General features: G+C 69.5%; 14 protein-coding genes. 4 read left to right on the top strand and 10 right to left on the bottom strand.

The genetic code is table 11. From position 1 onward, the window contains the following. Nucleotides 1-9 precede the first annotated feature (9 nt). The 4 genes from AB0D14_RS29305 to AB0D14_RS29320 all read right to left on the bottom strand — a co-directional run bounded on the left by AB0D14_RS29305 (nt 10) and on the right by AB0D14_RS29320 (nt 3,420). Nucleotides 10-948, bottom strand: a complete 939-nt coding sequence (locus AB0D14_RS29305; RefSeq protein ID WP_362784922.1) for an aldo/keto reductase — start codon at nt 946-948, stop codon at nt 10-12. 216 nt (nt 949-1,164) lie between these two features. Then, nucleotides 1,165-2,127 (bottom strand): hypothetical protein, encoded by a 963-nt coding sequence (locus AB0D14_RS29310; RefSeq protein WP_362784925.1) that lies wholly within the window; start codon nt 2,125-2,127, stop codon nt 1,165-1,167. A gap of 281 nt (nt 2,128-2,408) precedes the next feature. Further along, a complete protein-coding gene (locus tag AB0D14_RS29315; protein WP_362784928.1) occupies nt 2,409-2,549 on the bottom strand; it encodes a DUF397 domain-containing protein in 141 nt (46 codons plus the stop codon). Then, nucleotides 2,503-3,420 (bottom strand): helix-turn-helix transcriptional regulator, encoded by a 918-nt coding sequence (locus AB0D14_RS29320; RefSeq protein WP_362784931.1) that lies wholly within the window; start codon nt 3,418-3,420, stop codon nt 2,503-2,505. Before AB0D14_RS29320 ends, AB0D14_RS29315 begins: the two co-directional genes overlap by 47 nt. A gap of 178 nt (nt 3,421-3,598) precedes the next feature. On the opposite strand from AB0D14_RS29320, the gene AB0D14_RS29325 reads away from it, so the two are divergent. Together AB0D14_RS29325 and AB0D14_RS29330 are read left to right on the top strand one after the other, a co-directional pair. Next, nucleotides 3,599-4,090 carry an ATP-binding protein gene (locus AB0D14_RS29325; protein WP_362784933.1) on the top strand — a complete coding sequence of 164 codons (492 nt, stop codon included), beginning with the start codon at nt 3,599-3,601 and terminating at the stop codon, nt 4,088-4,090. Nucleotides 4,091-4,313: 223 nt separating this feature from the next. Then, nucleotides 4,314-5,417: a hypothetical protein gene (locus AB0D14_RS29330; RefSeq protein ID WP_362785054.1), complete on the top strand. Its 1,104-nt coding sequence runs from the start codon at nt 4,314-4,316 to the stop codon at nt 5,415-5,417. Between the two features lie 114 nt (nt 5,418-5,531). Here the strand turns inward: AB0D14_RS29330 and AB0D14_RS29335 are convergent, their stop codons facing one another. Continuing rightward, nucleotides 5,532-6,077 carry a YbjN domain-containing protein gene (locus AB0D14_RS29335; RefSeq protein WP_362784936.1) on the bottom strand — a complete coding sequence of 182 codons (546 nt, stop codon included), beginning with the start codon at nt 6,075-6,077 and terminating at the stop codon, nt 5,532-5,534. A 90-nt stretch (nt 6,078-6,167) separates the two neighbouring features. Beyond that, entirely contained in the window at nt 6,168-8,813 is a 2,646-nt protein-coding gene (gene clpB, locus AB0D14_RS29340) for an ATP-dependent chaperone ClpB (RefSeq protein ID WP_362784939.1), read from the bottom strand. Nucleotides 8,814-9,067: 254 nt separating this feature from the next. Here clpB and AB0D14_RS29345 point away from each other — a divergent pair, with 254 nt between their 5' ends. Continuing rightward, entirely contained in the window at nt 9,068-9,481 is a 414-nt protein-coding gene (locus tag AB0D14_RS29345; RefSeq protein ID WP_362784941.1) for a TIGR03618 family F420-dependent PPOX class oxidoreductase, read from the top strand. Between the two features lie 182 nt (nt 9,482-9,663). On the opposite strand, the gene AB0D14_RS29350 is transcribed toward AB0D14_RS29345, so the two are convergent. Continuing rightward, a complete protein-coding gene (locus AB0D14_RS29350) occupies nt 9,664-9,999 on the bottom strand; it encodes a hypothetical protein (protein ID WP_362784943.1) in 336 nt (111 codons plus the stop codon). A 1-nt stretch (nt 10,000) separates the two neighbouring features. Then, nucleotides 10,001-10,192 carry a hypothetical protein gene (locus AB0D14_RS29355; protein ID WP_362785057.1) on the bottom strand — a complete coding sequence of 64 codons (192 nt, stop codon included), beginning with the start codon at nt 10,190-10,192 and terminating at the stop codon, nt 10,001-10,003. A 143-nt stretch (nt 10,193-10,335) separates the two neighbouring features. Here AB0D14_RS29355 and AB0D14_RS29360 point away from each other — a divergent pair, with 143 nt between their 5' ends. Beyond that, nucleotides 10,336-11,325: a helix-turn-helix transcriptional regulator gene (locus tag AB0D14_RS29360; RefSeq protein ID WP_362784946.1), complete on the top strand. Its 990-nt coding sequence runs from the start codon at nt 10,336-10,338 to the stop codon at nt 11,323-11,325. 76 nt (nt 11,326-11,401) lie between these two features. Here the strand turns inward: AB0D14_RS29360 and AB0D14_RS29365 are convergent, their stop codons facing one another. Then, entirely contained in the window at nt 11,402-12,436 is a 1,035-nt protein-coding gene (locus tag AB0D14_RS29365) for a LuxR C-terminal-related transcriptional regulator (protein WP_362784949.1), read from the bottom strand. Between the two features lie 503 nt (nt 12,437-12,939). After that, a complete protein-coding gene (locus tag AB0D14_RS29370) occupies nt 12,940-14,043 on the bottom strand; it encodes a substrate-binding domain-containing protein (protein WP_362784951.1) in 1,104 nt (367 codons plus the stop codon). Nucleotides 14,044-14,298: the final 255 nt, after the last annotated feature.

Raw genomic sequence — 14,298 nt, forward strand, 5'->3', positions numbered from 1 at the left:
CGGCAGCTGCTATCGCGCTTCGGCGAAGCGCGCCAGGTGCTCGTCACCGAGCCGCACACGGCATGCGGCGAGTGCCTCCTCGATCTGCTCCACCCGGCTCGCGCCGACGATGGGATCGATTCCCTGCCGCATCAGCCATGCCAGGACGACCTGGTTCCTCGTCGCCGCAAGCTCGTCGGCGACGTCGTCCAGGACCGCGAGCACCCGGATGGTCCCGGGGTGATCATATGTTTGCGGAAGCGGCTTGTCCGCGCGCACGTAGGAGCCCCACATCAACGCGCTGTACGACCATACGGCGAGCCCTTCCGACCGCGCGAGGTCCAGGTCCTCGGCGCCGAGCATGCGGTGGCCGGCCTCCGCGACGGGCGTGAGCGGGCGAGGCTGGACGAGTGAGTGGCGCAGTTGCAGGGCCGTCCACGGTTCCACGCGCTGCTCCCGTGCGAGTGACCGGGCGCGCTCGACGCGCCAGGCGGCGTGGTTCGCCGCCCCGACCCGCAGAGCCAGCCCCTTCGCGACCAGCTCGCCGAAGGCGTCCACCGTCTCCTCCAGTGGCACGGTGCGGTCCTCGGCGTGAGCCCACAGCAGATCGATGTGATCGACTCCCAGACGTCCCAGGCTCTCGTCCACACCGGCGTGGACGGCGTGGGCGGAAAGTCCTTCGGCGCTCTGCGGCCAGGAGTGCGGGACGAGCGGGTTCTGCCGGACCTTCGTGGCGATCCGCACCGTGTCGCGCGCGCCTGGGCGGGCCCGGAGCCACGCGCCGATCAGGCGTTCGCTGGCGCCGCCGACGCCACTGGGGTCGGTCCAGAAGGAGTAGCAGTTCGCGGTGTCGAGCCAGACACCGCCGCCGGCGACGAAGGAGTCGAGGATCGCGAAGGCCCGGTCGGGATCGACGCGGGTGCCGAAGTCCATTGTCCCAAGGACGATCTGGGGGTTGGTGGTGTTCATGCCGGCCATGCTCGTATCTGGAGCGCGCTCCAGGTCAAGAGAGTTGTGACGGACGGTCCAGGGCCCGATCTCCAGGAGTCCGGCGCCTCGTGCGACGGACGCGCGTGACGATGCCCCCGTCGGCGGCGATCCTGCCGGACAGTGACGCCACCGGGTTTCGCATCGTGCCACATCAGGCTTCCCACCTGCGGGTGGACCGCGCACACGGCCACCGGCTCAACCGGCCGCACGGAGCCGGTCCCCGGACCGGCAGTCCCGGCAGCGGCCGGGTTCCGCCGCGCGGAACCCCCGGTCGCAACCGTCGCAGTTCCGCATGGGCACGACCGTCGGACGTACCGGGGCTGGGGCTTCTGCTCTTGTGGCCGGCGCGGGCAGAGCAAGCGGAGTCTCCTTGAGCCGGTAGGCGAGGATGCCGACCGGGCGGGTACTGAAGGGATCCGGGAGCCTTGCGGTGAGGTGGTCCGTGATGTGTGTGGGCAGGATGCCTGCCGCGAGCCACCGGGTGACGGCCGGGGCAAGGCGGGCGGCTTCCTCCGCTGACAGGACAAGGCGGGGGTCGACCCGGCGCAGAGCGGCGAGGATGGCGATGGCCTGCGGGTCGGCGTCGGCGAGCGGGTCTGCGGCGGTGTCGGCGGGCGGGGTCGGTGGCTCCGCCTCGGCCTGTACGGGCGGCTGCGCCGTTTCCGTTTCCTGTACAGGTTCCGTTTCCTGTACAGGCGCCGACGATGGCGCGACCGCCACAACGGCGGGCTGCTTCCGGGGCCGCCGCGGCTTGGGCGGTGCGGGCGGATCGGGAGGCCCGCCCGGGCCTGGGGGCGGGCTGTGCGGGCCGCCGGGTACGTCGTAGAAGTACGTACGCGTACGGATCTGCCCGGTGGACAGCCGCTCGCGGCGGCGTTCCAGGTACCCGGCGTCTTCGAGTTCCCTGAGCGCCCGAGAGATCAGGGTCTCGCCCTCGGTGAAGTGCTCGCACAGGGCGGCGATGGTCACGGGAGTGCCGGTGGGCTTGGAGAGGATGTAGAGGGCCACGCCGCCCGTGACCGCGCTGCCGCGTCGCTGGGCGAGGGCGTTGGAGATCACCGTGAAGTCGGCAGTGAGGCGGGTGCGGACGTGGATCACGCCGGAGGTCGGTGCTCCGGCGTCGGCGCGCAGGCGCGCGTTAGACTTCGGGTCAGCCATCGGGAAGTTGGTCTTCCTTGTTGGTCAGGCCCTCGATCGGGACTCCTACACCCCGGCCGGGGGCCGTATCTGTTTTCGGTTGTCGCGGCGAACGTAACCGCCGAAATCCCGCCCTCGCAAGCCAGTCACTCGGACGGGTGACGCAGGCTGCGCGACCGGGAGGGTGGGTGGGCGGGTAGTTCTTTCCCCCGGTTCTTTGGGGAAGTCAGCGGCCCGCCGGGCCCTCGCGGACAAGGACCCGGTGAGTCCGGAACGCGGGCGGCGGCCGGGGCCCGGCCGCCTCAGGGACGGTGGTGACCGACCTTCAACTCGCCTATGAAGGCGGCCCAGGCGGCGGTTTCGAAGTACAGCGCCGGTCCGTGCGGGACCTTGCTGTCACGGACGGGGACGACGGCCTTTCGGAACCGGTCGGCCACCTCCACGCAGTCGCCCCCCGCCTGATTGCTGTAGCTGCTCTTGCGCCAGGCGACGTCGTTCAGATCGGGACGGGAGATTCGAGCCACGGTAGTTACCCTCCATCGTGGACCGGATCATGTCGAGTGACATGAGCGGGGGCAGGGCTGCCGCCCGCAGCCGATCGTAAATCACCTTGTAGCGACTGACGTTGGCTGGTTCCTCGATGAGTTGGCCGTAGTCCGAGCCCTCTGTGTAGGCCACTTCTGAGCCGTCCGGCAGGGTCAGGGTCGTCAGCGAGCCGCCCATCGCCTCGTGCCCGCCTTGGTCGAACGGCAGTACCTGCACGGTGGTGTGCCGCTCCGCTGCAGCGTCAAGTAGTCGCGCCAACTGCTTCCGCATCACGGCATGGCCGCCGATCGGCCGCCTCAGTACCGCCTCGTCGAGGATCACCCACAGCTCCGGTCGATCGGACGAACTCAGCCGTTCCTGCCGTCCTATACGGGCTGTGATGCGCTCCTCCAACTGCTCTTCGCCGTGCAACAGAGCGTCCAGGCTGAGAACAGCACGCGCGTAATCCTCCGTCTGCAACAGACCCGGCACCACATGAGCTGCGTACTGCCTGATGACCACCGCCCGCGCCGAGTACTCCATGAACTTCCGCGACCAGTCCGGAAACGCCTCCCGGTACACGTACGGCCACAAGTCGACCAGCAGGTCGTCCGCGCCGAGGGCCGCATCCAGCGCACGCGCCAGTTCAAGCGTCGGCTTCGCCCCGGACACCCGCTCGATCTGCGTGATCCGCGTGCTCACCACGTGCGTCCGGTTGCCGAGTTCGGCCTGGGTCAGTCCGGCCGCCGTACGGAGCCTGCGCACCCGCGCGCCGAACAGCGCCGCCATCGACGTACTGGGGTCAATTCCGTTGGCCAAAGCGTCACTTCCGTTCCTTACAGGCTGAAAAGTAAGGCTGTGTCACCTGTCGAGCGTAGGACGACCGGGCGACTCTTGAGTACGGAACGTGACGACTCATGTACGTCGCGGTATGGCTTCGGCCTCGACAGACAAGGACGGACAAGCCGTGCTGACAGGAACGACCACCTCGGGAGACGCGGCGCGCGAACTTCCCTCGCTCGCCGCGCGGTTCGCCGCCTCACCGCGAGGCGCTCGGCTCGCCCGACGTCTCGCCGTCCGGCACATGGAGGAGTGGGGCCACCCGCCCGCGTCGGACGCGTCGTGCACGGTCGCCCTCGTCGTCGGCGAACTCGCGGCGAACGCCGTGCAACACGGCCGGGGACCCGGACCCGGACCCGGACGCGGCTTCGGCCTCCGGCTCGTCCTCGACACGACCGCAAGCCTGGTGCGTGTCGAGGTCGCGGACGCCGCGTCCGCGAAGCAGCTGCCCACGGTCCCGCCACCCTCGTCGCCCTCGTCGCCCTCGTCGCCCTCGTCGCCCGAGGACGAGTCCGGTCGAGGGCTGTTCCTGGTGGAGGTCCTGGCCCTGCGCTGGGGGGCCGAGCCGCGGCACCCCGCGGGCAAGACGGTATGGGCGGAAGTGGCCATTGAGGGCTAATTGAGGGCCAAGCGTGGGACGCCCCCTGTCATGGTGGCGCGCCGCCACGGTGGGAAACCGGTGGATTCCGGGCCAACCCGGCCGCGCGTTGCTCGCAAATCGTAGTAATTGCACGCAATCTTTGGATGTGACCCTCGCACGTACCCTCGCGCAGCCCGCCGTCACGCCACCCTCCGGCGAGGGCAGTCCCCGTTCCCGCCCGGTTCCGGTTCCGGGCGCGACGATGGGCACGGCCCTCGGACTGTTCCTGGCCGCCCGGCTGCTGGGCGTCACGGTCGTGGCCATGACCGCCTGGGCGACCGGTGGGCATCCCGTCCTCCTGCTCGGGCGGTCCTGGGACTCCCTCTGGTATTCCGGGATCGCCGAGGACGGCTACGGGCGCAGCCTGCACCTCCACTCCGCCGTCGTCCACAGTGACCTGGCGTTCTTCCCGCTCTATCCGGGGCTGCTGCGGGCCGTCACCCAGCTCACCCCGCTCAGCGGCCCCGGCGCGGGCCTGCTGATCGCGTGGACGGCCGCCGGGGTCGCCGCCTGCGGGATCTACGCGATCGGGGCCCGGCTGCACGACCGGGCCGTCGCCACCGCCCTCGTCCTCCTCTGGGGCCTGCTGCCGCACTCCGTCGTGCTGTCGATGGCGTACACGGAGCCGGTGCTGACCGCCTTCGCGGCCTGGTCGCTGTACGCCGTCCTCACCGGTCGCTGGGTGTGGGCGGGCACCCTCGCGGTGTGCGCGGGCCTGGCCCGGCCGAACGGGTTCGCGGTGGCGGCGGCGGTCCTCGCGGCAGCGGCGTACGAGGTCTGCGGGCGTCGCGGGAAAGTTACCCACAGGCTGTGGACGGGCGCGGCGCTCGCACCCCTCGGCTGGGTCGCGTACGTGCTGTGGGTGGGGCGGCGGCAGGGCGATCTGCTCGGCGGATACCTCGAAGTGCAGCGGCGGTGGGGCTCGCGCTTCGACTTCGGTCTCGGCGCGCTGCGCTTCGTACGGCATCTGCTGCTGGAGGGTGACCTGCTCATCTTCCCGATGTCGATGGTGCTCGTGGCGGCGGCCCTGCTGCTGTACGGGCTGCTGGTCGCCGATCGCGCTCCCCTGCCGCTGCTCGTCTACGCGGGCGTGCTGCTGGTCGTCGCGGCCGGTGGCGACGGCTTCTTCGAGTGCAAGCCGCGGTTCCTGCTGCCGGCGTTCCCGCTGCTGCTGCCGCTGGCGTGCGCGCTGGCGCGAACGGCAAGAGCCCGGCCGTGGCACGCGACCCTGGTGGTCGGCGCCCTGACCGGGCTCTCGTTCGCGTACGGGGCATATCTGGTCGTACTCGCCCACAAGCCGCTGTGAACCGCGACGCGAACCCGCACAAGCCGCTGCGGGCCGACGCGGACCGACGCGAGGCTGTGCTCCCGAGGCCGTGCTCCCGGGGCTATGCACCCAGGGTCGTGCTCCGGGTGAGGACTACTCGCCCTCTTCGGGCTTCTCGGTCTCGTCGGGCTTCTCGGCCCCGTCGATCTCCTGCTCCAGGCCGAGCTGCTCGACGAGCCACTTGTCGAACTCGATGGCAGCCCGCACCCAGCTGACCGTCGACGAGACGAAGTGCTCCAGGCTGACGCCCGTGCCGATCAGCATCTGCGCCTCGCCGATCAGGCGGACGGTGCCGTCGTCGTGCGTGTGGCTGTAGACCTTGGGCCACAGCGTGCGCCGGTTCCAGTCGTCGATCGACTCAAGGAGGTGGGGCTTCTCCTCGATCTGGTGCGGCCGGTCGTAGAACGTCCGCACCGAGAAGACCTGCTGGTCGTCCTCGCCACGGAACATGAAATACGTACGGAACTGCTCCCACGGCGCCGCGAGGTCACCCTCGTCGTCGACGACATACTTCAGCTCCATCTGGTCCAGGAGCTGCTTCACAAGGTCCTGATCCGGGACGACGGGGCCCGCCGGTCCGCCGGGGTTCGGCTCTGGCTGGCCCCCGAAGCTAGGAATCGAGGACGGGTCGATACTCACCGTGATTTTCCCTTCGTACGGATCCCGCCATCCTCTCCCATCCGGGGCGGGGGCCCGCAACCCCCGCCCCCGCTGGTGACGGAATTCCGCTCAGAGCGTTTTGCCCGACGCCGGGCCCTGTGCCGGGCCCTGTGCCGGGTCCTGTGCGGGAGCCGTCGCCGGCCCCACGATCAGCCCGTCGCCGAAGGCGTCCACGCGGACCGTGTCGCCGTCGTTCACCTCGCCGGAGAGGATCTCCTTGGCGAGCCGGTCGCCGATGGCGGTCTGGACGAGACGCCGCAGGGGCCGGGCCCCGTACGCCGGGTCGTTGCCCTCGTCCGCGAGCCAGGCCAGCGCCGCGTCCGTCACCTCCAGGGTGAGCCGGCGCTCGGCGAGCCGCTTCGCGAGGCGGCCGACCTGGAGCCTGGCGATGCGCTCCAGCTCCGTCTTGTTGAGGGCCGAGAAGACCACCAGGTCGTCGAGCCGGTTGAGGAACTCCGGCTTGAATGAAGCCCTCACCACCTCCAGGACCTGTTCCTTCTTCACTTCCGCGCTCGTCAGCGGTTCGACCAGGAACTGGCTGCCCAGGTTCGAGGTGAGGACCAGGATGGTGTTGCGGAAGTCGACCGTCCGGCCCTGACCGTCCGTCAGGCGCCCGTCGTCCAGGACCTGGAGCAGGACGTCGAAGACCTCCGGGTGCGCCTTCTCCACCTCGTCCAGGAGCACGACGCTGTACGGGCGGCGGCGGACCGCCTCGGTGAGCTGGCCGCCCTCCTCGTAACCGATGTAGCCGGGAGGCGCGCCCACCAGTCGGGCCACGCTGTGCTTCTCGCCGTACTCCGACATGTCGATGCGGATCATGGCCCGCTCGTCGTCGAAGAGGAAGTCCGCGAGGGCCTTGGCCAGCTCGGTCTTGCCGACACCGGTGGGGCCGAGGAAGAGGAACGAGCCGGTCGGGCGGTCCGGGTCGGCGATGCCCGCACGCGTACGGCGCACGGCGTCCGACACGGCCTGCACGGCCTCGCTCTGGCCGATCAGTCGGCGGCCCAGCTCCTCCTCCATGCGCAGGAGCTTCTGCGTCTCGCCCTCCAGGAGGCGGCCGGCGGGGATGCCGGTCCAGGCGCCGACCACGTCCGCGATGTCGTCCGGGCCGACCTCCTCCTTCACCATCGTGTCCTTGGCGACCGCCTCCTCGGCCTCGGAGGCTTCCTCCAGGTCCCTCTCCAGGGTGGGGATCTCGCCGTAGAGGAGCTTGGAGGCGGTGTCGAAGTCGCCGTCGCGCTGGGCCCGCTCGGCCTGGCCGCGCAGTTCGTCGAGCCTCTCCTTCAGCTCACCGACCCGGTTGAGGGACTTCTTCTCCTTCTCCCAGCGGGCGGTGAGACCGCGCAGTTCCTCGTCCTTGTCGGCGAGGTCGCGGCGCAGCTTCTCCAGGCGCTGCTTGGAGGCCGGGTCGGTCTCCTTGTCGAGTGCCAGCTCCTCCATGCGCAGCCGGTCCACGACCCGCTGGAGCTCGTCGATCTCGACGGGCGACGAGTCGATCTCCATGCGCAGCCGGGACGCGGCCTCGTCGACGAGGTCGATGGCCTTGTCGGGCAGGAAGCGGGAGGTGATGTACCGGTCGGAGAGGGTCGCGGCGGCGACGAGCGCGCTGTCCGCGATGACCACCTTGTGGTGGGCCTCGTACCGTCCCTTGAGTCCGCGCAGGATGGCGATGGTGTCCTCGACGCTCGGCTCGGCGACCAGCACCTGCTGGAAGCGCCGCTCCAGTGCCGCGTCCTTCTCGATCCGCTCGCGGTACTCGTCCAGGGTGGTGGCACCGACCATGCGCAGCTCGCCGCGGGCCAGCATGGGCTTCAGCATGTTTCCGGCGTCCATGGCCGAATCCCCGCCGGCGCCGGCGCCCACGACGGTGTGCAGCTCGTCGATGAAGGTGACGATCTGCCCGTCGGAGTCCTTGATCTCCGCGAGCACGGTCTTGAGCCGCTCCTCGAACTCACCGCGGTACTTCGCGCCCGCGACCATCGCGCCCAGGTCGAGGGAGACCAGCCGCTTGTTCTTGAGGGACTCGGGCACGTCGCCCTTGACGATCCGCTGGGCGAGCCCTTCCACCACGGCGGTCTTGCCGACGCCCGGCTCCCCGATGAGGACGGGGTTGTTCTTGGTGCGCCGGGACAGCACCTGGACGACGCGGCGAATCTCCTGGTCACGGCCGATGACAGGGTCGAGCTTGCCTTCCCGTGCCGCGGCGGTGAAGTCGGTACCGAACTTTTCGAGTGCCTTGTACTGGCCCTCGGGATCCGGGGTGGTCACCCGGCGCCCTCCCCTGCTCTTCTCGAACGCTTCCAGCAGCTTCTTGGCGCTGGCCCCTTGCTGGGAGAGTACGTCGCCGGCCGCGCCGCCCTTGGCGGCGAGCGCGATGAGCATGTGCTCGGTGGAGAGGTACTCGTCCCCGAGTTCCTTGGCCCGCTCGGACGCGTCGGCGATGACCGCGAGCAGCTCACGGTTGGGCTGCGGCGGGGCGACGGTGGAGCCGGTCACGCTGGGCAGCGCGCTCAGGAGGCGCTCGGTGCCGGTCCGTACGGCCGCCTGGTCGGCCTCGACCGCGGCCAGCAGATCGGTGATGTTCTCGTTCTCCTGCCCGGCCAGCAGCGCGAGCAGCAGGTGCGCGGGAGTCAGGTCCGGGTGGCCCTCGGACACGGCCCTGCTGCTGGCCGCGTTGATCGCGTCCCGGCTCCTGTTCGTCAGCTCGGCATCCACTTTCGCGTTCTCCTCCTCGTGCTCACACTCACACTCGTCCGGTGTTGGCTGACCCAACCAACGTACACAAAGTTGAGTCTATTCCACTCAAGGGGGCTGCGGGGCGTCGCACGGCCAAGTACCGGTGACCGAGTACCGGTGACCGAGTATCGGTGGTCAGGTACCGGCGGTCAGGTACCGGCGGTCAGGTATCGACGGGGGCACGGGGAGGGGCAGGCGCGTCCCGTACCGGTACGGGGGCTAGGTTCCGCTCCATGGCCTCGTACCCCGTAAACCCGCGCGATCCCGGCGACTCGTATCTCGGCTTCTGGCGGGAGCGTCACGTGTGCACCCTGACCACCCTCCGTCCCGACGGCACCCCTCATGTGGTGCCGGTCGGAGTTACATACGATCCGCAGGCCGGTCTGGCTCGGGTCATCGCCAACAAGTCCAGCAGGAAGGTACGGAACGTGCTGACCGCCGGGGACGACGGGATGACGGCCGCCGTCTGCCAGCTGGAGGGGCGGCGGTGGGCGACGCTGGAGGGGCGCGCGACGGTGTCCGGGGACCCCGAGCGGGTCGCGGAGGCGGTACGCCGCTACGCCGAGCGCTACCGCAGGACGCCGGCGCCCAATCCGTCCCGGGTGGTCATCGAGATCGCGCTGACCTCGGCGATGGGGAACTGCTGACGCCGGCGGGGCCGACGGGACCCACGGGGTCTGCGGGCACGAGGCCGGTTTCCCCCCTTGTGGAGACCGGGAACAGCATGAAACATGCCTGGAAACTGCAGCGGCGTCACCGTGTTCAGGTCACGGTGACGCCGCTGCGGGGGGGAAGCGCCTGAGCGATTTGAAACGACGGGGGAATCGCGTCAGGCACTGCGGGGGGTGGCTGAGATGGTTCGTACGTCCGGGGCTGCCGGCTCGATCAGGCGATGGTCGCGCTGATCGAGGTTCACAAAGACCATTCCGTACCGAATGGCGCACCGTACCGGCTGCGGCGCCCCCCGGGGCCGTCGCAGACAGCGGTACGCCCGTACGTCGTCCTCGTCGTCCCGCGTCACCACGACCGGTTCTCCGAAGACGGTCACCATCAACGAGTCACCGCCGTGGGGGATGGCGGTGGCCAGGTCGATGAAGTGCCAGCCCGAGCGATAGGCCGTGGCCATCTCTCGGCGGAAGGAACGGTCGTCGGGAGGAGTCGTCATGTCAGCCCCCGGAACCCTCATCCACCGGTGGAGCGGGCCAGTGGGAGTCCGGGACATCGGTTGCCTGAAAGTCCACGGCCGCTGTCGGCCAGTGACTGTCGGCGCGATCATCGCTCTTCGCGGCGGAGACGTCGCTCAAAGCTCCGAACGCCACGACGGCGGAGAAGGCGGCGACAAGCACCGAGCGAAGCATTTTCTTACGCATAGTCGGCTTCGTCCTCACTTGAAAGTTCCGTCTTCCCCCGTCGAGTACGACGATGGCTCATTCGGGCACGTCATGACCACATAATCGATGCATCATGTTCCTGCACGTTCAGGACCCTGGGGGGTGGAGATTTGGCAATAAACGGTTCAAAGGCGACACATCCCCATTCGGTGGCCGAACTGTGTAAGGAAGGTGGCCGTCTTTACGCGACCGCTCTGCGCGCAGGACGCATCGCCCGCGAGGACGTGGAACCCGCCCCCTGTTTGATGGAGTTCGCGCTCCTTCACCCCGATCCCGACGACGCGGACTGGCTGCGCCCTGTACCCCCGTCGGTCGCTCTGGCGCAACGGCTCAATCCCATAGAGCGCGAGATCACCGCCCGCAGACGCCTCTCGCTGGAGCTGGCCGACGCTTTTGAGCCATTCATGGCTCTCCGCGTGCAGGAAGCGACGCCCACCCACTCGATCACCGTGCTGGAGGGCGGCGACCGTATCAACGCGGCGCTCGACCAGGCCACGGCCCAGTGTCAGACCGAGATGCTCACGATCCAGCCGAGCGACCGCGGTTCCGAGCGCAGCCTGCTCCAAGGGCTGGAGCGCGACAAGCCGTTGATCGAACGCGGTGTACGAATACGGACCCTCTACCAGCACACGGCCCGCTACAACCCCGAGCGGCTGGCCTACGTGGCCCAGCTCGCGGAGGGCAAGGTCGAGTACCGCACCATCGACGAGCTGGTCGAACGCCTCATCGTCTGCGACGAGACCGTCGCCTTCATCCCCACGCGCGACGACCAGCAGGTCGCCCTGGAGCTGCGGCACCCGGGCCTCGTCCGCTACCTGATCAAGGTCTTCGAGTTCGTCTGGGGCCGGGCGGTCCCGCTGACCGCCGGCGCCCCCTACGAAACCGCCCCCGACGGCATCACGAACATCCAGCACTCCATCGCCAAGCTCCTGGTGGAGGGCTATGTCGACGAGGCCATAGCCCGCCGCCTCGGCATGAACGTACGAACCTGCCGTGCCCACATAGCGAAACTGGCCACCGCCCTGGGCAGCGGCAGCCGGGCCCAGCTCGGCTATCTGATCGCCATGTCGGGAATCCTGAAACAGGACGCCACGGAGTGAGCGCCCGTCCCGCCCGGGTCACCGGTCGGGTCACCGGTCGGGTCAGGTCCAGGTCACCTGTCGGGTCCGGTCCGGGTCACCGGTCGGTCGGGGACTCCTGGCCGGGGACGGTGAGGGGCTGGAGTTCTGGGGAGCGCGGCGGCCCGTCGAGGCCGGCCTGGGCGATCCGCACCCCCAGCTGCGTACGACTGGCGGCACCCAGCGTCTCCGAGAGCCGGGCGATGTGGGCCCGGCACGTACGGACGCTGATGCCCAGACGCTCCGCGACGACCGCGTCCTGGTGCCCTTCCGCGAGCAGCGCCGCGATGGAGCGTTCGCGGTGGGTGATGCCCTCGATGCCTGTGTCCGGGAGGGGCGCGGCGAGGGGGACCGCCAGGCGCCAGAGCCGTTCGAAGACGGTGACCAGGTAGTCCACCAGCGCCGGGTGCCTCAGCTCCAGCGCGATCGTGCGGTCCGGGCTGGCGGGTATGAACGCGACCGTACGGTCGAAGACGATGAGCCGCTCGGTGACCTCGTCGAGGGTGCGGGCCTCCGCCGCGTCCTCCAGCAACTCCATGTAGTTCCGCAGGCCCTGACCGTGCCGGGCCACGTGCGTGTACAGGTCACGCATGCGCACGCCGCGACGGCACAGCGCGAGCGCCCGGTGCAGGCCCTCGGAGAGTTCGTCCTCGCGGCGGATGCCGCCCGGCTGGACGGCCAGCACCTCGGACGTGCAGGCCTCGGTCGCCGCGTCCATGGCGGCCCGGATGCGGGGCAGTCCGTCGAGCACCCGGATCGCCACGCCCTCGGAGGGTGAGCGCGCGTCGCCGCCGAGGGTCGCGTACCACTCGAAGGCGGACACCGCCTCGCCCATGCGCGACTGTGTCGCGGCGACGTGCTCGTGCATCTCCCGCAGCAGGCGTGTCATGACTTCCTGCGGCGAGGTCGGCACCAGCCAGCCCATGTCGTCGGGGTCGGGGTGCAGCAGCGCCAGGTCGACCAGGCAGGGCACCGACTCGGCGTCCTGGCGGGACACCCGGCCGCGTCGCACCGCCCGTGAGTAGACCCGGTCTCCGGCATCGCACAGGCGGTCAGCACCGTGTGTATGCGCTTCCGTCCTGTGCCCGGCCATCTCCTCAACCCCCGGTTCCAGCCTCTTCCGCAGCGCAACTATGCGCGGCGTCCCCTGGCTCCGCAACACGGCTCCCCCGCCTCCATGACCCTTATCGCACCACTTGATCCGCCTTTGAGTACACCTCCGTATGACTCGTTGCAGCAAGGTGTGAGCGGCGGCGGCGCGCACCCGCGCCGACGGGCGCGTAGCCCGTATGAGCTGCCGGAAACCATCGGACGGCCGTCGCGTCGCGGGCCGCGTCCGACGCCAGGACGACGTCAGGACGACGTCAGGGCGATGTCAGGCCGACGTCGGGTCATGGAGGATCTGCGTGACGCGTACACGTTGTCCGACGCGCGGGACGAGATGCCCGGGCGGCCCGGCGGGGCCGGAACCGCCCGCGGACCCGCTCCGAGAGCGCCCCAACCGATGGAACCGGCCGAACTTCGGTTTGTGCGAGGCGCGCGGGGTGCAGGGGGTGCGGGGCGCGGGGTGCAGGGGGTGCGGGCTGTGGGTACCGCCTACTTGATGCCGAGCGAGTCGCACTCCGCCTGGTACTTGGCGGTGCAGATCTCGTCGGCCGTGTAGATGCCGTCCTGGATGACCGTCGACTCGATGGTCTTCCGGGTCAGGGCGGAGACCTGGACGAGGCTGGCCGGGATGCTCTTGTCGGTGGGGCTGGAGACCCTGTCGGGGGTGAGCGAGTCGAACTCGATGCCGTAGCCGCGGACGCGGGCCACGGCCACCTCGGCGGCGGTCTCGGCCTCCTCGGGGTACGGCTTGTAGACGCTCATGAACTGGTCGCCGAGGAGGATGCGCCGCACGGCGTCCAGCTCCGCGTCCTGGCCGGTGACCGGCGGCAGCTTGGTGACACCCGCGGCCTTGAGCGCGGAGATGACGCCGCCGGCCATGCCGTCGTTGGCGGAGTACACCCCGGCGATGTTGTCGACTCCGATGGACGAGATGGCCTCCACCATGTTGGCCCGGGCGTTCGCCGGCTTCCAGTCCGCGGTGTCGTACGTCTTGGCGATAGTCACCTTGCCCTTCAGTTCCCCGAGGGCGGCCGCCTTGAACTGGGCAGCGTTCGGGTCCGTCACCGCACCGTTCATCATGACGATCTTCTGGGACCTGCCGCCGTCCAGCCGGTCGGCGAGGGCCCGGCCCTGCATCTGCCCGACCTCCTCGTTGTCGAACGAGATGTACGCGTCGATCGGCCCCTCGGCCAGCCGGTCGTACGCGATGACGGGAACCCCCGCGGCCTTGGCCTTCTTCACTCCGGCTGCGATGGCATGGGAGTCCACGGCGTCCACCAGCAGCACGTCGACCTTGTCGTCCACCATCTGATCGAGCTGCCGGTTCTGCACGGCGGCGTTCTGCCCGGCGTTGGCGTAGACGACCTTTCCCTTGCCGTCCGTGAGTGTGCCGACCTTCTTCTTGATGATGGGGTAGTCGAACTTCTCGTAGCGGGAGTTCGCCTTCTCCGGCAGCAGCAGGCCCACCGTGATGTCGTCACCCTTGGTGGGACTCGCTTCGGCGCCGCCGTCACCGCTGCCGCACGCGGCAAGGGTCAGGGCCAAGGAGGCGGCGGTGGCGGCCAGGGCGGTACGACGTGTGGCGCGGTTCACTTCGGGTGCCTTCCGTACAAGGGCGACAGTGCGGGCCCAGGTGACAAAAAGACAACGCGGGGGTTCCCCGGGGCGTCAAGGAGTAACTGCTAACGAGATCGCAACAGAAACCTGTGGAGAGACAGGGGTGAAGTCGGGCGAATCCACAGAGTGAGGGTCCACAACGCCCCCGCACGCCGCACCTCGCGCACACCTTGCCCCATAGAGGCGTGAAAGGTGACAGAACGCCACATTCGGGGCAGTGTGAGCACCTGA

The organism is Streptomyces sp. NPDC048484 (assembly GCF_040651415.1).
Taxonomy (GTDB): Bacteria; Actinomycetota; Actinomycetes; order Streptomycetales; family Streptomycetaceae; genus Streptomyces.